Genomic DNA, 16,643 nt, shown 5'->3' on the forward strand with positions numbered 1-16,643 from the left:
ACGGTCATCAATAGGTATCGGTCTCGCTGCCTCTCGTTGGCTGAAGTGCCTCCTTAAGCTTATCAAACCAGCTTTTCCTCGGCTCCGGTTCCGGTTGTTTAGGAACCACCGGCGGTTTAGTTGCGCTGCTTCCGGGTGAGTATACCGGACGAGTAGAGCCAACTGGCTGATCTTCCTCTTTATAAGTCCGGTTAGGGTCGCTGATAAACGAGATTCGGTTATCAATGGTCTTGTACCCTGCCCATACCAGTCCAACGGCTGTTGCATAAGCTGGGTCGCCAACAAGGTCGGCGCGACCATTTGGTTCCAAATGTTCGGGATAACCTACCCGAACTTCCTCAACGCCGGTTACCCGCCCAAAAATAAGCTCAACACCCGGAATGAGTGCAGAACCACCTGTTAAAACGATTCCGCCCAGTAACTTACCGTCGTAACCTGACCGAATAATTTCTGCCTGTACCAGGGCTGCAATTTCACGAAGCCGGTCTTCAATAATAACAGCTACGTTCTTCAGGAGTACATCTTTCGGCTTACGATTGCTCAGGCCCGGCACGGCTACTACCTCGTTGAGGTTATATTCGTTCGGGTTAGCGCTGCCAAATTTTTTCTTAAGAAGTTCGGCCTGATTCGGGAGGATTTTGCAGCCTGCCTGAATATCCGAGGTCAGGCTGTTGCCAGCCCAGGGGAAAACGGCTACATGACGCAGGACATTCCGGTAATAGATGGCCATTTCAGTAGTGCCTCCACCAATATCGACGAGGGCAACGCCCGCGTATTTTTCTTCATCTGTCAACACCGCCAGCCCCGATGCTAGTGCAGACAGCATCATAGTATCCTGAGCCAGATTATTGCGGACAATACACTTGCGAATATTGCGAGCCGCGTTAGCCTGAGCCGTAATGAGCTGAAAATCAGCGCCAAGTTTGACGCCGTTCCGGCCAACGGGTTGATTTACACTGGTTTCATTATCAACCACAAAATCCATTGGCAGTACATGGATAATTTCCTTGTCGGCCGGTATGGACGTGCGGTACATGTCATTGAGCAGATGGTCAATGTCTTCTGTTTGCACTTCGTCGCCCGACGACGAGCGGGTAATGCTGCCACTCGATTTGATCGATGTGACATGAGAACCGCTGAAACTGACGTTTACCAGGTGAATGTTCAGATTTGACTGATTCGATGCATCAGCTACAGCGCGTCGGATGGCATTTACGGTATTGTTGACATTAACGACAGAACCTTTCGCTACACCATCGGTCAAATTTGTTTCGCCCACACCCAATACTTCGAGTGTTTCCTGATCTTTATTATTCCGAATCAATCGGCCAGCTACGGCACATACTTTGGTACTGCCAATGTCCAGACCAACTACTATTTTCTCGTCCATGCCCGTTGATGTCATTCGCAAACTATTTGATTTCGGTATTGAACGCTCACCCGGCTATAGCGATTCCAGCCTTTAGCCGGCAAAACGTCCGTATACACTAATTTTAACTTCTTAAACTTCGCATCCAACTCAGTAGGCGGACCAAACTCAATCCGATGGTTACCTATCTGCGGCCACATCGTTATATCCCCCTGCTCATCTACCGATAATTCGGTAATTTGTGCCCGCCAGAATGGGTCGTCATGTATGCGCTTTAACAATTCCAACAGCGGTTGGTTTCGTTTGTTCGCTAACGAACGGTTCTGAGCAAAAAAACTCCCCGTTAAAACCGGTACCCGCGCTGAGTAATTCATCGAAATCGGAAAAAAACGGCCTTCTTCGCTTACATACTGCCCCGATACGCTTCTAATTCCATCACCTGACGGCATCAGCCGCGCCAACGGGTGAGGTTGCTCTATACTGACGAGCAAATCACCATTTAAGTCACGGGAGACCTGACAACTTTTTACTAAACCATGTTGACGCAGCCTTTCCTCCAACCGTCGGAGGTCAACATTGTCGTAGTTTTCCCCAACTACCGGGTTGGCCCCTTCGTTGGTAAGATACCCCAGCACATCCCGACGTGTCAAAAAACGGTGACCATCAACCTCATCCAGCCTGACAACAACCGATTTAACATGTTGTTGCCCGTGCCGAACTTCCGTGAAAGCGATAAGTCCGAACAGGGTAAAAATACCTGCTGCCGAAAGTAACCACTTTTTGGATGATTTAAAGGTAGAAAACATCTGTAAATAAGCTGGGTTGTTTTTTAGATATTTTTATCTATTGGTCTTTTAGGAGGTTTTTTATTGTTTCCAGCTGTTGGTCAATATCCCCCGCGCCTATAGTGACAAGTAATGAAGGCTTCATTTCCCGCAGAACGTTTGTTAATTCGCCTTTGGTGCATTTTATTTTCGTTTTCGAGTGTATGTTTCGAAAAATCAGATCGGAGGTGACGCCCTCCATCGGTAATTCACGCGCCGGGTAAATATCCAATAAAATGACGTGATCTGCTAGAGAAAGACTCTCCGCAAAACCGTCGGCAAAATCGCGCGTTCGGCTGAAGAGGTGGGGCTGGAAGATAGCCGTTACGTCGCGATCTGGATAAAGTGCTTTTACCGACGATAAAAAAGCCTCTACCTCTGCCGGGTGGTGGGCATAATCGTCGATGAAAACAGTCGAATCTGTTTTCAAAATGTACTCGAAACGACGACGAACTCCCCGGTAACTCGTTAGCGCCGATCGAATGGCCTCCGGCGATACGCCAACTTCCAGTGCCACCGCCCCCGCTGCCACCGCATTTTCCACATTGTGAAAACCAGGAACCAGCAGATGAATATCAGCTATGACGCCACCCGGATAAACCAGATCAAAGACGAATGACGCATTCTCGATCCGCAGATTCTGGCTTCGATAGTCGCCCTCCTTCAGCGAATAAGGTCGAACCGCTGCCTGTGTTTTTTCCGTCAATGAGAGCCCTTGCTTCATGAACAACACGCCATCGGGTTCAATCTGGCTCACAAACTTGCCGAACGATTCGAGTACGGCGTCGTGCGCCCCGTAAATATCCAGGTGATCGGCATCTGTAGAGGTGACGATGGCGTATTTCGGAAAGAGCGTCAGGAAGGAACGGTCAAACTCATCCGCTTCAACTACACAAACCACCGATTTGAGGTCGTTGGCGGGCTCGTTGAGCAGGAAGTTCGTGCCATAATTAGTAGTGATACCGCCCAGAAATGCTGCACAGTTAACCCCCGAATCCCGCAGAATATGCGCCACCATTGATGAGGTCGTGGTTTTTCCATGCGTACCGGCTACGCCAATGGTAGTCATTTGACCGGCCAGTAGTCCCAGCACCTGAGACCGTTTCTGAAGCGTAAAGCCCTGCTCAGTCAGGTATATATATTCTGCGTGCGTTCTGGGAACCGCAGGCGTGTAGATAACTAGCGTTTCGGCTGGGTTAGCCCGAAATTCGGCTGGAATCTGATCGACATCTTCCGAAAAGTGAATGATCATCCCTTCCGACTCAAGCACATTCGTCAGGGCAGTGGGCGTTTTATCGTATCCGGCTACAGCATAGCCATTGACCTGAAACCAGCGGGCCAGGGCACTCATGCCGATTCCTCCGATTCCGAGGAAATAAATGTATTTAAATTGGTCTAGTGTCATTGTTGGTTTTTGGCTGTAACAGACTCCGGCCGTTACTTTTCACAAAATTTGCTTTTACGGTAACAGCCGGAGCCTGTTACGGCCTTGTCAGTTTAATTACTTCATTGGCAATATCGCGGGCGGCATTGGGTTTGCCCAGCGTTTTTATCTGCTGGCTTAATTGTTGCTGCTGAGCAGGGTTAGCCAGCAGATTCAGGGCCGCCGTAACCAGTTCTTCACGGGCGGTTCGGTCGTTGACGAGCAGAGCTGCGTTATGCTCGACCAGGCTCATCGCATTTTTTGTCTGGTGATCTTCGGCCGCTGTAGGCAGGGGCACCAGAATTGCCGGACGACCTACTAAACACAACTCCGACACCGACAAGGCACCCGCCCGAGATACAACAGAGTCGGCAACGGCATAGGCTTTATCCATGTCGTAAATAAAGTCATACGCCTTGATAAGCGATGTGCCGGTTGCCGCTACGGCTGCTTTGGCCCGCTCAATAAAGGCTGGTCCTGTTTGCCAGATGATCTGGATGCCCGCGTCGACAAACCGTTTCAGCCCACCTTCAATGCTTTCGTTGAGGGTGCGTGCCCCCTGGCTACCGCCGATAATCAGCAGCGTCGGGTGATTACTGTTAATGCCAAATAGCGTTCGTCCCGCTTCAACCTGTTGACTGGCAAACTGAATATCACTGCGGACGGGATTGCCTGTCAGCTTAATTTTATCGGCCGCAAAAAAAGCGTCCATACCGGGGTAAGCCACGCAAATACGCTTTGCCCATCGAGCCAGCACTTTATTGGTCAGACCGGCATATGAATTTTGCTCCTGAATAAGCGTTGGTATGCCTTTCAGGGATGCCGCCAAAAGCAGCGGCCCACTGGCATAACCTCCTACACCCACGGCGGCATCGGGTCTGAACTCGCGGACAATTTGTTGAGCACGCAGTAAACTCCGGCCCAGCTTGAATGGAAAGGCCAGATTTGCCAGGGTCAGTTCACGTTTGATTCCTACCACGGGTAAGCCTACGATGGTATAACCGGCGCGGGGCACCTTTTCCATTTCCATTTTTCCCTCAGCACCCACAAACAGAATCTCCGTTGCGGGGTCTATAGCCCTGAGTTCATTGGCAATAGCAATAGCGGGATATATATGCCCTCCCGTACCGCCACCGCTGATAATTATTCTCATTCAAATAATGGTTTAGAAGCTGGTTGAGTCAGATTTTGCTCTCGTCGGCTTCGTCACGACTTACGCTCAATACAATGCCAATGGCTAGGCCGGTAAATATCAGCGAAGTACCGCCCATACTTAACAACGGCAGTGGTTGCCCGGTTACGGGAGCCAGCCCAATGGCTACACATATGCTGGCAAATGCCTGAAAAACAATGCTAAACGTTAAACCCGCCGATAACAGTCCTCCAAAAGGGCGGGTGGCCTTTTGGAGGGTTTTCATGCCTCGCCACAAAAACCAAAGATAGGCCAGTATGACCGGAATGCCACCCAGTAACAAACCATACTCTTCGACGATGATGGCATAGATGAAATCGGAAAATGGATTCGGCAGGGTATTTCGCTGATGGCTGTTGCCAGGCCCCTGACCTGTTAGACCGCCATTGGCGAGGGCAATGTAGGATTGTTCGACCTGGTAAAAGATGGTATCTGAGCTCATAAAGTTCTTTACCCGGTTGGAGGCCGTACCAAAGCGTTGTCCGGCTGCTAAAGCTATACCGCCGAATACCACACAAACGGCAATCATGTAACCCAGATAGCGAACCGGTACCCGACCAATGTACATCAGCAAAAAACAGGTAGCCCCCAACAGCAGTGCTGTTGAGGTATTGGACAGGATAATGAGCGAACAAATGACGCCAATCCAGAGAATCAGGTTAAACAAAACGATCGGGTCGCTCATGAAGCGCTGTCGTTTGGCCAGCATGGCCGCCAGGTTTGAGATGAGTGCCAGCTTGGCTAAATCGGAGGGTTGAAACGTTTGGTTGATGATCGGGATCGTTACCCAGCGCGAGGCATCGTTCAGGGTCGAGCCTTTAAAAAAGGCCCACAGTAAGAGCGGAATAGAAAGCCATAAGCCAAATTTCGACAGCCGGGCGTAGTAAACGTAATTGATCTTATGGGCGAAATACGTACAGGCCAGCCCGATAAGGAGGAGTGAGCCATGCTTGAGAAGAAAGATTTCGGTATTCCCGTCGAGCTCACGAAAGGCCTTCGTCCCTGTCGCGCTGTATACGACCAGGACACTCATAATGGACAAATAAAGAACAATCCACCAAATCTGGCGATCTCCTTTTAGGTGTGTACGAATCCAGTCGCGAAGGAACATGTTTTTTGATGTATGATGTACTATGTATGATGTATGATATAGGATGTATGATAGGTATACCCATCATACATCCTATATCATACATCATACATCATTTTTTGCACGGCTGCTTTAAATTGATCTCCTCGGTCTTCGTAATTTTTAAACAAATCGAAGCTGGCGCAGGCAGGCGATAGCAAAACGACATCGCCGGGTTGACCTAACTCAAGACCTTTCGCAATGGCATCCGTTATGTCCTGCGTTTCGTAAATCAGCGGAACCTTACCCCCGAAATAATCGACTAATTTATGGTTATCGACGCCAAGGCAGATCAATGCTTTTACCTTCTGGCTCACCAGGGCATCCAACTGGCTATAATCATTACCTTTATCCTGACCACCAGCTATCCAGATGGTTGGCGCATCCATACTGGACAGGGCATAAAAGACGGAATCGACGTTTGTGGCTTTCGAGTCGTTAATAAACTGTATTCCGTTGATGGTGCCCGCCGGTTCGAGCCGGTGGGATGCATTTTGGAACGTTTTTAGCCCCGCCTGAATGGCCTCATGGGGTATCCCTACAGATTGAGCTGCCAGAATAGCTGCCAGCATATTGAGTGCGTTGTGAGGGCCACGCAACGGCGTTTCGCTTTGTTGAATGGCGAAGGATTGGGTTTGGGTCCTCGCCGTTAACTGACCGTCTGCCAGATAGCCGCCCGGTGATGGCGTTGACTGTAAGGAAATCGGCAGTTTCTGTACATCGGGCTGACGCTTTGCCAACTCATTCATAATGGGCTGGCTCTCCGCGAAATAAATGAAACTATCGGCAGGGCGGGCGTTCTGTAAGATCCGGAACTTTGACGCTACGTAGTTTTGAAACTCATAGTTGTATCGGTCCAGATGATCAGGCGTAATGTTCAGCAGCACCATTACATCGAGCTGCGTTCGGTACATATCATCCAGCTGAAAGCTGCTCAGTTCCAGTACATAATAATCGTAGGTGTCGGCAATGACCTGCTCGGCGAAACTATCACCGATATTACCGGCTAGCCCTACGTTGAACCCAGCGGTTTTAAGCAGGTGATAGGTGAGCAGCGTGGTCGTTGTTTTTCCATTACTGCCGGTTATACCAATGAGTCTAGCCTTGGTGTAGCGGGCTGCGAATTCTATTTCAGAAATAACGGGCGTACCCTGCGAAATGAGTTTTTGTACCAGCGGAACCGTCGAGGGAATACCGGGGCTTTTTATAACTTCCGTTGCGTCTAAAATCTGCGCTTCGGTATGCTGGCCTTCTTCGAAAGGAATACCGGCTGCCTGAAGTGTAGTCCGGTAGCTTTCTTTTAGAGTGCCTCTATCGGACAGGAAAACGGCAAACCCTTTGGCTTGCGCCAACAGAGCAGCGCCTACACCGCTTTCGCCCCCGCCAAGGATAACTATTTTTTGAACTGCCATAAGTAAACAATACAACCGGCAAAATAACGCATAAAAAAAGAGCCCCGGCCATAGGTCGAGGCTCTTTACGCAAAATTTTCAGCTAAACGGCTATTCTTTGGGGACTAAAGAGCTGGATAAGCGAGCGCGGTTAGCCACTTTGACGATCATAAAAATGACCCAGGCAATGAGCAGAAATTGAATAAAGGTGTTTAGAAAATTACCATATCGAATGGCCACTTCTGGAACCTCACCGACCGCTTCTTTCAGCACAATTTTTAATTGGCTGAAATCGGTGCCACCCATTACCAAACCCAGTATTGGATTGACAATGTCTTCTACAAATGAGTTGACGATTTTGCCGAAAGCAGCGCCAATGATGACACCAACGGCCAAATCCAATACATTGCCCTGTGCAATGAACGTACGAAACTCGCTTAACATAAGAACAACTTAGTTTAGGGTAGAAAATTAAGTTAGATTAAGATTACGGGGTTGAGTAAGCTCTTCTACAGTTTGCAACTCTTTACTTCTTGCGGAAAGAACTCAGGTTATAGGAGAGACCAATGGCAAGCGTTTGCTGAATTTGTAGTTCACTGCTAAAATCTTTGTTGTAGAGCGCAATAAGGCCAAATGTTGTATTCAGGTAACGACTTATTTTGGCCGTAAGAATCAAGTCGAGACGGTGATTGATATTGTCTAACTGCGCATACTCTGTGAAGAGTTGATACCGGACGTTTATCGATACGTTTTCACTAAGTGGTTTATTTAGGGCGGCCTGTAACTGGAAAGCCAGCCATTCGGTACGACTGCTTTTTCCGGGCTCAACGCCATATGCCTTTTGAGTGGGGTCTCTGACATACAGGCCCGTTGTAGCATCTTGCCGTACCCGAACGCTCTGGTCGGCCAGAAAGGTAAACCGGGGCGCTAGCGGACTGATCCGCAACGCAAACCAGTCGTTGGGTTTATAGGCCAGCCCTGTGGAAAATGTCAGCTGTGCCGGAGCGAAAAAATTGGATACCTTCAGGCTGGTTTGATCGGTAGGGAGTTTGTCGTAACGGTAACCAGCCGTGAAGAATGTGTTGAAGGTTCCGGAAACAAACAAATCCCATTTGGGCGCTATTCTATGGCCCAGTACTGAGATGATAATAATCTGATCGGCCGCTTTACGGGTATTGCCTAACTGCGAAACATACCCTAACTGAAGGTCAGCGGTGTTGTCCCAGGAAGTTTTCCCTTTTTCGTAGAAAGCACGGGCGGCTACAACACCCCCAATGGCAATTGAGTTAACACCGCCCCCCGCCCAGTTGCTGAACGAAGCCTGGTTGAAATTAACCCCACCACTGAAGGAGCGCTGCCAATACGAGGTATCAATTTTAACGGCTATTGTATCCTTAAAATTTGTTGTGACCCGGCTTGAATCCTGCGCTGATGTCGTATGTATCCATAGTAAAGTAGTCAGACAGAGTAAAGTTTGCTTCATTGATGGTATGAGTTACAAGTTATTGAGTTAATGATTGACAAAGAATAACGATTAACTGAATTAAGTGATTGGATTTACTTACTAGCCTAAAGCTACTATTGCAGTCGAACGAGGCCCGTAGATACATCCAACCTAATCAAGCGAATAACCATTAACCAAACTCGGTTTAATCAAACACCTCCACGTTTTTAGACTGGAGCGTCTGTAGAGGTACAATGGTTGTTGTATCGCCGGTACGCAGCGTTATAGATAGCGTATCGATCTTCAAGATTTCCCCTTTTACATCGTCGATCTGGACCAGTTGCCCTTCTTTGTACTTATTTTTTGTGTAAAAAGACGACAGCACATTCGCCATGATATCGCGCGAGGCAATGCCATACCCGATGGCAAAGGCGAAAATGACCCCGCCTATGATGAGATTAAAGCTTGATTCGAGTAGCTCGGTGTTGATGCCTGCCTGGCCCAGTGCACTAATGATAGTGACAATCAGGAAAAATGCAAAAACAATCATGCTTAGTAAACGCCCGGCGGCAATATTGAACGACTGGCATAAGTTTACCACCGCTCCGCGCAGGGTATCGGCCAGTAACACCCCTACCTGTAGCATAATGGCGGCTGCCAGTAGCTTGGGGATGAAGTTTACCAGCGATGATACCATTTCAGTAATAGCCGCTACGCCCAGCGTCTCGGTCGCAGCCATGATAAACACCAGGAGAATAAAGTAATAGAGAACCTTAGCAATTATTTCGCTTAGCTTGATTTCGGTATTAAGCTGCTTAATTACGCTGATTTGATTGAGTCGGTCGCCAATTTTATCGAATCCTACCTGGCCTAAAACTCGCTGAACGACAAAAGCTGCCAGCCTGGCAACGCCAACGCCAATTAATAGGATGACAAGCGCTCCTATAATCCGGGGGACAAAGTCAATAAACTGATCGATAAGTGTCTGAAAGGTATTACGTAAAATTTCAGTCAAGTTCGGGAGCTGTCTCATGGTATCGGGTTGGTGGTATCGTTAGGTGTCTAATTAGGTGGGTTTGCCAGCACGGAAGCCAAACTAAAAAGATCACCGATGTAGATTTCTATAACTGTGATCGCATTTCGAATTAAGTCAATTTCAGTGACCAGTTCATGTTGCAGATGAGGTGGGCAGATGTCATCTGGTTCAATTTCCTTAAAGGGATTTGTTGTTTCCATAACGCTCAGTGCCGAAAGGGCCAACGGATGGAAAGCGCCAGTTTAGCCGCCACCAGTAGCCAGAATACAACCCCTTCGAGGTAATATTTACGTAGTTTATCCCGCGATCGCTTAAGTCGCATTTTCACCGCACTTTCGGTTAAGCCCATAAAATTGGCAATCTCCCGAATGCTGATATCATCCTGGTACTTCATCAGAAGCATGGTTTGTTCATCAGGCGGAAGCTGATGCAAAGCCTTTTCCAGTTGCTGGGCTTCCATTTCAGCTATTTCGCCCAGTCCATCATCCATATTACCTTCCAGCCGGTCCCAGCTATCATCTATGTAAACTTCTTTACGCAGATTATGGGCTCTTAGCTGGTCTGTGCAATAGTTGTACGTTATTGAATACAGCCAGGTTGAAAATTTCGCCTGCTCGCGGAAGCTGCTAAGCTTAACGACTAATTTCAAAAAAACGTCGTGAGTCAGGTCTTCTGCCCGAACCGGGTCTTTGGTGAATGACAGACATTTTCGGTATACCTTATTCGAATATCGCTCATATAGACGCTCAAAATAGATGTTTCGCTGTGTCGTGATATACAGGCGAACCAACTCCTCATCAGAAATATGTTCCATTTTGTACAGTGGTGGTTAATGAGACATAAATCCGGGTTAAAAGTAACATTACCTATAGGCGTTCTGCTGCTGTATGGGCAATGCAGGATTGATTCTGAGTGAGCTTTTAGTCAAGTGACTAGTTGTTAATTGACCCACAAAAAAATACCCGGCTGAGAGGCCGGGTATTTTTCACAGAAGTATACTCGTTATAATTAGCCGATAGCTACCCGCTTAAATGCAGACACTGTCAGACCTTTGCTAGTTTTTTCAAGTAATTGACTGATCGTCAAAGAAGTATCTTTCACAAACTCCTGGTTCAACAAGGTGTTGTCTTTATAGAATTTGTTCAGCTTACCCATAGCAATTTTTTCGAGCATGGCTTCAGGCTTACCTTCCTGGCGAGCCTGCTCTTTGCCAATTTCAATTTCCCGCTGAACGATCGTCGCGTCAACACCATCTTTATCGAGCGCTACGGGTTTCATAGCGGCAATCTGCATGGCGATATCTTTGCCCACCTCGGTTACGTCGGTACCGTTGGTGTTGTTCAGACCTACCAGTACGCCCAATTTGCCATTCGAGTGAATGTACGATACGACTTTATCGGCAGATACCGTTTCAAACGAAGCTACATCGATTTTCTCACCGATTTTACCCATCAGGTCAGTGATATGATCCTGCAGAGCGCGGCCATCCGCTTGTGGCGTTGCGAGTAAGGTTGCTTTGTCCGTAACATCCGAAGCAACAGCGGTGCTCATGATGGCCATTGCCAGATTCTGGAAATCGGCAACTTTCGATACCGGCTCCGTTTCGCAGGCCAGAGCGATTACTTTACCTGTTGTACCATCCGGGCTAACGTGAGCCAGTACGATACCTTCGGCGGTTGCGTTATCAGCCCGTTTGTCGGCTATTTTCTGACCCTGCTTGCGCAGAATCTCTTTTGCTTTTTCAAAATCGCCATCGGCTTCGGTGAGGGCTTTTTTACAGTCCATCATGCCGGCTCCAGTCTCTTGCCGAAGTTTGTTTACGTCAGCAGCGGTAATTGCCATAGTAATAGGTGATTATCGATTTAAATTGCCAAAAAATGTTTGGTACTTACTACTTGTATCCTGAAATGGAATAGCCCATAGCGGCTGGCTACGGGCTATTTCTAATGAAGTTATAAAGTTGTTAAGGAAGCAAGTTTATAAGTTGACAAGTTGAGACAGATAGAAAAATTCTACAGCACGTCAACTTACTGACTTACAAACTTACCGACTTACTGACTCTACTAGGCTTCCTGCTCGTCTTCAGCAACAGCGGCAGGAGCAGCAGTAGCCTCGGGCTGCGATTCACCTTCGGCTTTAGCCTGGGCAAGATCTTCAGAACGCTTGGCCTCTTCCTCTTCCTGAACACGCTGGTCGTCTTTATCCTGTTTCCGCTCCATCAGACCCTCTTCGATGGCCTTACCGATGGCAAGCGTAATCAGCGAAATTGACTTATAGGCGTCATCATTGGCCGGGATAGCGAAATCTACCTCTTCGGGGTTCGAGTTCGTATCGCACATGGCAAATACGGGGATACCCAGACGGTGTGCTTCGGCAACGGCAATGTGCTCGCGTTTTACGTCAACCACGAACAGAGCAGCTGGCAGGCGGGTCAGGTCGGCAATACCGCCCAGTACGCGCTCCAGTTTTTCTTTATCACGGCTGCGGGTCAAACGCTCACGCTTGGCAATGCTTTTAACGGTCTCCTCGTCTTTCAGCATTTTGTCCAGCGTTTGCATTTTCTTCAGCGATTTCCGGATCGTAGCGAAGTTCGTTAGCATACCGCCCTGCCAGCGATCGGTAACGTAAGGCATTTTCAGGCGACGCGCTTCTTCCGAAACGATTTCCTGAGCCTGTTTCTTCGTAGCGACGAACATCACTTTCCGGCCCGAGCGAACAATTCCTTTGATGGCATTGCAGGCTTCGTCTAATGCCGCAACCGTTTTGTTTAAGTCAATAATGTGGATGCCGTTTTTCTCCATGAAGATATACGGAGCCATCCGAGGGTCCCACTTACGCGTAAGGTGGCCAAAGTGCACACCAGCGTCGAGGAGGTCTTTATATTCAATTTGTGCCATTTCAGACTTTGAAAATGAATGTTGTTAAAAAATACGCAGCACCACCCGTCGGCATCATCTAAGGGTAGTCTGGACAAATTTTGCGTAGGGGAAGGGTACGGGGCAAGGGGTAAAACCCAATACCATCGGCCCAAAGCCCATTGCCAATGATTAACGTTTCGAGAACTGGAACCGACGGCGGGCTTTCCGACGACCGTATTTTTTCCGTTCTACCATACGCGAATCCCGTGTCAGGAATCCTTCTTTTTTCAGGGCCGGACGGAATTCAGCATTCATCTCGACCAGTGCGCGGGCAATAGCCATACGGGTAGCTTCGGCTTGTCCAGCCACACCACCACCGCGAACGTTCACTTTAACGTCGTAACCACCAACACCGTTTACGGTTGCAAAAGGTTGGTTCAGAATGATTTGCAGGACTTCGGTAGGAAAATATTGTTTGTAATCTTTTCCGTTCACCGAGATGGCTCCGCTGCCCGCCGACATATAGATGCGGGAGATGGCAGTTTTACGGCGGCCAATGGTATTAATACGATCCATTATGACTTAAAATTTAACTGCGGTTGGTTGCTGAGCCTCGTGCGGGTGTTGACCACCGGCGTAAACGTACAGGTTGGTATACAACCGCCGACCGAGCCGGTTTTTTGGCAACATACCTTTTACGGCGTGCTCGATGATACGCTCTGGATGCTTTTCAAGCAGCAAACGGGGCGATGCGAACCGTTGACCACCGGGATAACCCGTGTGGCGGACGTAGACTTTATCGGTCATCTTGGCACCGGTCAGGCGAACCTTGTCGGCATTGATGACAATCACGTTGTCTCCGCAGTCAACGTGTGGCGTGAAGTTGGTTTTGTGTTTGCCGCGAATCAGACGTGCGATGTTGCTGGCCAGCCGACCGAGCACCTCACCCTGAGCGTCAACCACAATCCATTCCTTCTGCGCCGTTTCTTTGTTGGCAGAGATGGTTTTGTAACTGAGCGTATTCACTATTAAGGAGACTAATTGTTTGATTTATAATTACTTACCTGATTAAAAAACAGGTCCGTCCTGAAACGGGAGTGCAAATATAGGAGATAGTAGGCTGAAAAACAAGGGGATAATAAGAAATCATACCTACCGCAGCTTCAGCGTGGCTAAAGCCAATACCGCCAGTATAATACCTACGATCCAGAAGCGGGTTACAATCTTGGCTTCGTGATACCCCTTTTTCTGAAAATGGTGGTGCAAAGGCGACATCAGGAAAACTCGCCTGCCCTCCCCGTACTTTCGTTTTGTGTATTTGAAATAGCTGACCTGAATAATTACGGATATATTCTCGGCCAGAAAAATGCCGCAGATAATCGGAATCATTAACTCTTTACGAATCGCTAGAGCCAATACCGCAATGACACCCCCTAACATTAAACTGCCCGTGTCGCCCATGAATACCTGCGCCGGGTAAGAGTTATACCAGAGAAAGCCAACGCAGGCCCCTACAAAAGCCGCGCAGAAAATTACCAGCTCCCCGGCGTTCGGAATGTACATGATATTCAGGTACTGCGAAAAAACCTTGTTACCCGACAGATAGGCCAGTACGCCGATCGTTAGGCCGATAATAACGGACGTACCAGCCGCCAGGCCGTCGATACCATCGGTAATGTTGGCCCCGTTGGAAACGGCCGTAATGATGAAAATGCAGATCAGTACATATACTATCCAGGTATAACTGTCGGGGAGAAACCCGAACAGCAACGAACTGTAATCGAACTCGTTGTTCTTGACGAAGGGCACCGTGGTGAGCGTCGATTTGATATCGGTATATACATCTGGCACATTTGAGGTGCTCAACAGGCGGGGAGCGTACTTTCTGATTTTTACGTAGTCGTTGAAATACAGTGTTAGTCCTACGATAAGGCCTAGCCCCACCTGTCCAACTACTTTAAATTTACCTTCCAGGCCCTCTTTGTTTTTCTTGAATACTTTGATGTAGTCGTCCAGAAAGCCAATCATGCCGGTCCAGACGGTAGATACCAGCGCCAGCACGACGTATACATTTGTTAGCTTAGCAAAGAGCAGCGCTGGAATCAGTAGGGAGGCAAGAATGATAAACCCGCCCATGGTTGGGGTTCCTCGTTTCTGCATTTGTCCTTCCAGCCCCAAATCGCGTATCGACTCGCCAATCTGAAGGTTTCGCAGGGTGTCGATAATGCGTCGCCCAAAGATGGCTGCGATCAGAAGCGACGTAATTACGGCACCCAGCGCCCGGAAGGAGATGTATTGGAAAACCCCCGCGCCGGGAAAGTTATAGCGTTCGTCAAGAAACTGGAAGAGGTAATAGAGCATAATGGCGAATGAGCGAATAAGTGAATGATAGAATGTGTGAATAACTGTCCAGCTTTATTCACACATTCTATCATTCACTCACTCAAAATTGTATATGGTTCAAAGTTACTGATTTCAACGGTCTGCGAAAGCGTCGCGCAGTACGACCCGGTCATCGAAATCATATTTGATTCCTTTTATCTCCTGATAGGTCTCATGACCTTTACCGGCTATCAGGATTATATCGTGTGGTTTGGCCAGTTCAACAGCTTTGCAGATAGCCTCGTGCCGGTCTTCAATAGTGATCGTTTTTTTGAAATCGACCGGTGAGACACCAGCTTGCATCTGCTCCAGAATAGCCATCGGGTCTTCGTTCCGGGGATTATCGGAGGTCAGGATAACGCGGTTGCTTAACCGGCAGGCTATATCAGCCATAATGGGTCGTTTGGAAGTGTCCCGGTTACCGCCACAGCCCACGACCGTAATGATCTGGGGTAGGTAGTCCTGTTCATCTGTGCTGCGCAGTTCGTTAATAGTTTCCAGTACATTTTGCAGGGCGTCGGGCGTATGGGCGTAGTCGACAATACCAACAATCTTATCGTCCGAAACCACCTGCTCAAACCGACCGGGCGGGGGCGTAATGCCCGATAGCATTGTCAGAACTTCCGTTGGGTCTTCGCCCAGCAGAATAGCCGTACCATATACACTTAGTAGGTTGTAGGCGTTGAACCGTCCGATGAGTTTGAACCATACCTCGTGCTCGTCGATGAGCATATTCAGTCCGAACAGGCTGTCGGCCAGGATTTTCCCTTTGAAAGACGCTAGTGTTTGGAGAGAGTACGTCTCCTTGCGGGCGGCTGTGTTCTGGAGCATGACAAGCCCACGCTTGTCGTCTACATTGGTCAGGGCAAAAGCTAATGCCGGGAGTTGGTCGAAGAATCCCTTTTTTGCCCGGATGTAGTTATCGAATGTACCATGAAAATCGAGGTGGTCATGGGTGATGTTGGTGAAGATTCCGCCCACGAACGTCAGTCCCGCAATCCGTTCCTGCACAACCGCGTGCGAGCTGACCTCCATAAACACATGTGTACAGCCGTACGCCAGCATTTTGGTGAGCAGTTGATTAGTCGTGATCACATCGGGGGTGGTATGAGTAGCGGGAATCACATCGTCGTCGATCTGATTCTGAACAGTCGACAGAAGTCCACAGCGGTAACCTAGTGCGCGGAAAAGTCGGAAGAGCAGCGTAGCTACCGACGTTTTACCGTTGGTGCCCGTTACGCCAACGAGTTTGAGTTTTTTCGAAGGCTGGCCATAGAAGTTAGCGGCCACCAGCCCCATAGTCCGAGCCGAATTCAGGACCCGGATGTAGGCTACAGCCGGGTTGGTTTCGGTCGGAATCTCTTCGCACAGGATGGCGGTCGCTCCCTGCCGAATGGCCGTTTCGATATACGCATGGCCGTCCGTAACGGTACCGCGAACCGCGATGAACAGGTTGCCCGGACCGGCTTTGCGCGAGTCCATCGTCAGGCTTGTTACCTCGGTATTCATACTGCCGGACGTAGCCAGCAGCGGAATTTTATAGAAAATATCTTTTAGTTGCATGCGTGGGGCAACGAACATGACGTTCGTTTATC

Annotated in this window: 17 protein-coding genes; all 17 read right to left on the bottom strand. The window is 48.7% G+C overall.

Annotated features, from left to right (window positions below):
- Nucleotides 1-7: 7 nt before the first annotated feature.
- The 17 genes from ftsA to NT073_RS07185 all read right to left on the bottom strand — a co-directional run bounded on the left by ftsA (nt 8) and on the right by NT073_RS07185 (nt 16,611).
- Nucleotides 8-1,405 (bottom strand): cell division protein FtsA, encoded by a 1,398-nt coding sequence (gene ftsA / locus NT073_RS07105; RefSeq protein ID WP_297370896.1) that lies wholly within the window; start codon nt 1,403-1,405, stop codon nt 8-10.
- A complete protein-coding gene (locus tag NT073_RS07110) occupies nt 1,402-2,175 on the bottom strand; it encodes a cell division protein FtsQ/DivIB (RefSeq protein ID WP_297370900.1) in 774 nt (257 codons plus the stop codon). Before NT073_RS07110 ends, ftsA begins: the two co-directional genes overlap by 4 nt.
- Before the next feature lie 37 nt (nt 2,176-2,212).
- Nucleotides 2,213-3,598 (bottom strand): UDP-N-acetylmuramate--L-alanine ligase, encoded by a 1,386-nt coding sequence (murC, locus tag NT073_RS07115; protein WP_297370902.1) that lies wholly within the window; start codon nt 3,596-3,598, stop codon nt 2,213-2,215.
- 76 nt (nt 3,599-3,674) lie between these two features.
- Entirely contained in the window at nt 3,675-4,769 is a 1,095-nt protein-coding gene (gene murG / locus NT073_RS07120) for an undecaprenyldiphospho-muramoylpentapeptide beta-N-acetylglucosaminyltransferase (RefSeq protein WP_297370904.1), read from the bottom strand.
- Nucleotides 4,770-4,797: 28 nt separating this feature from the next.
- A complete protein-coding gene (locus NT073_RS07125) occupies nt 4,798-5,919 on the bottom strand; it encodes an FtsW/RodA/SpoVE family cell cycle protein (protein WP_097126454.1) in 1,122 nt (373 codons plus the stop codon).
- 77 nt (nt 5,920-5,996) lie between these two features.
- Nucleotides 5,997-7,349 (bottom strand): UDP-N-acetylmuramoyl-L-alanine--D-glutamate ligase, encoded by a 1,353-nt coding sequence (gene murD, locus NT073_RS07130; protein ID WP_297370911.1) that lies wholly within the window; start codon nt 7,347-7,349, stop codon nt 5,997-5,999.
- A 90-nt stretch (nt 7,350-7,439) separates the two neighbouring features.
- On the bottom strand, nt 7,440-7,772 hold the full coding sequence (mscL, locus tag NT073_RS07135) for a large-conductance mechanosensitive channel protein MscL (protein WP_297370914.1): 333 nt from the start codon (nt 7,770-7,772) through the stop codon (nt 7,440-7,442).
- An 82-nt stretch (nt 7,773-7,854) separates the two neighbouring features.
- Nucleotides 7,855-8,811 carry a DUF3078 domain-containing protein gene (locus NT073_RS07140; RefSeq protein WP_297370917.1) on the bottom strand — a complete coding sequence of 319 codons (957 nt, stop codon included), beginning with the start codon at nt 8,809-8,811 and terminating at the stop codon, nt 7,855-7,857.
- A gap of 166 nt (nt 8,812-8,977) precedes the next feature.
- Nucleotides 8,978-9,805 carry a mechanosensitive ion channel domain-containing protein gene (locus NT073_RS07145; protein ID WP_297370920.1) on the bottom strand — a complete coding sequence of 276 codons (828 nt, stop codon included), beginning with the start codon at nt 9,803-9,805 and terminating at the stop codon, nt 8,978-8,980.
- A gap of 29 nt (nt 9,806-9,834) precedes the next feature.
- Nucleotides 9,835-10,008: a hypothetical protein gene (locus NT073_RS07150; RefSeq protein WP_297370923.1), complete on the bottom strand. Its 174-nt coding sequence runs from the start codon at nt 10,006-10,008 to the stop codon at nt 9,835-9,837.
- Between the two features lie 5 nt (nt 10,009-10,013).
- On the bottom strand, nt 10,014-10,622 hold the full coding sequence (locus NT073_RS07155; protein WP_297370926.1) for an RNA polymerase sigma factor: 609 nt from the start codon (nt 10,620-10,622) through the stop codon (nt 10,014-10,016).
- A 194-nt stretch (nt 10,623-10,816) separates the two neighbouring features.
- Entirely contained in the window at nt 10,817-11,650 is an 834-nt protein-coding gene (gene tsf / locus NT073_RS07160) for a translation elongation factor Ts (RefSeq protein ID WP_012929225.1), read from the bottom strand.
- Nucleotides 11,651-11,871: 221 nt separating this feature from the next.
- Nucleotides 11,872-12,705 carry a 30S ribosomal protein S2 gene (rpsB, locus tag NT073_RS07165; protein ID WP_012929224.1) on the bottom strand — a complete coding sequence of 278 codons (834 nt, stop codon included), beginning with the start codon at nt 12,703-12,705 and terminating at the stop codon, nt 11,872-11,874.
- 150 nt (nt 12,706-12,855) lie between these two features.
- Nucleotides 12,856-13,242 (bottom strand): 30S ribosomal protein S9, encoded by a 387-nt coding sequence (gene rpsI / locus NT073_RS07170; RefSeq protein ID WP_012929223.1) that lies wholly within the window; start codon nt 13,240-13,242, stop codon nt 12,856-12,858.
- Nucleotides 13,243-13,248: 6 nt separating this feature from the next.
- Nucleotides 13,249-13,692: a 50S ribosomal protein L13 gene (gene rplM / locus NT073_RS07175; RefSeq protein ID WP_012929222.1), complete on the bottom strand. Its 444-nt coding sequence runs from the start codon at nt 13,690-13,692 to the stop codon at nt 13,249-13,251.
- Nucleotides 13,693-13,818: 126 nt separating this feature from the next.
- A complete protein-coding gene (mraY, locus tag NT073_RS07180; protein WP_297370940.1) occupies nt 13,819-15,027 on the bottom strand; it encodes a phospho-N-acetylmuramoyl-pentapeptide-transferase in 1,209 nt (402 codons plus the stop codon).
- A gap of 114 nt (nt 15,028-15,141) precedes the next feature.
- Nucleotides 15,142-16,611, bottom strand: a complete 1,470-nt coding sequence (locus NT073_RS07185; RefSeq protein ID WP_297371656.1) for a UDP-N-acetylmuramoyl-L-alanyl-D-glutamate--2,6-diaminopimelate ligase — start codon at nt 16,609-16,611, stop codon at nt 15,142-15,144.
- Between the last annotated feature and the right edge of the window lie 32 nt (nt 16,612-16,643).

This window comes from Spirosoma sp. (assembly GCF_026391055.1).
Taxonomy (GTDB): domain Bacteria; phylum Bacteroidota; class Bacteroidia; order Cytophagales; family Spirosomataceae; genus Spirosoma.

Coding starts and splice junctions, on each gene's coding strand:
- mscL (WP_297370914.1), bottom strand. CDS start 7,772: ATGTTAAGCGAGTTTCGTACGTTCATTGCACAGGGCAATGTATTGGAT.
- ftsA (WP_297370896.1), bottom strand. CDS start 1,405: ATGACATCAACGGGCATGGACGAGAAAATAGTAGTTGGTCTGGACATT.
- murG (WP_297370904.1), bottom strand. CDS start 4,769: ATGAGAATAATTATCAGCGGTGGCGGTACGGGAGGGCATATATATCCC.
- rpsI (WP_012929223.1), bottom strand. CDS start 13,242: ATGGATCGTATTAATACCATTGGCCGCCGTAAAACTGCCATCTCCCGC.
- NT073_RS07150 (WP_297370923.1), bottom strand. CDS start 10,008: ATGGAAACAACAAATCCCTTTAAGGAAATTGAACCAGATGACATCTGC.
- NT073_RS07125 (WP_097126454.1), bottom strand. CDS start 5,919: ATGTTCCTTCGCGACTGGATTCGTACACACCTAAAAGGAGATCGCCAG.
- mraY (WP_297370940.1), bottom strand. CDS start 15,027: ATGCTCTATTACCTCTTCCAGTTTCTTGACGAACGCTATAACTTTCCC.
- NT073_RS07145 (WP_297370920.1), bottom strand. CDS start 9,805: ATGAGACAGCTCCCGAACTTGACTGAAATTTTACGTAATACCTTTCAG.
- rpsB (WP_012929224.1), bottom strand. CDS start 12,705: ATGGCACAAATTGAATATAAAGACCTCCTCGACGCTGGTGTGCACTTT.
- NT073_RS07140 (WP_297370917.1), bottom strand. CDS start 8,811: ATGAAGCAAACTTTACTCTGTCTGACTACTTTACTATGGATACATACG.
- murC (WP_297370902.1), bottom strand. CDS start 3,598: ATGACACTAGACCAATTTAAATACATTTATTTCCTCGGAATCGGAGGA.
- NT073_RS07155 (WP_297370926.1), bottom strand. CDS start 10,622: ATGGAACATATTTCTGATGAGGAGTTGGTTCGCCTGTATATCACGACA.
- NT073_RS07185 (WP_297371656.1), bottom strand. CDS start 16,611: ATGCAACTAAAAGATATTTTCTATAAAATTCCGCTGCTGGCTACGTCC.
- tsf (WP_012929225.1), bottom strand. CDS start 11,650: ATGGCAATTACCGCTGCTGACGTAAACAAACTTCGGCAAGAGACTGGA.
- murD (WP_297370911.1), bottom strand. CDS start 7,349: ATGGCAGTTCAAAAAATAGTTATCCTTGGCGGGGGCGAAAGCGGTGTA.
- NT073_RS07110 (WP_297370900.1), bottom strand. CDS start 2,175: ATGTTTTCTACCTTTAAATCATCCAAAAAGTGGTTACTTTCGGCAGCA.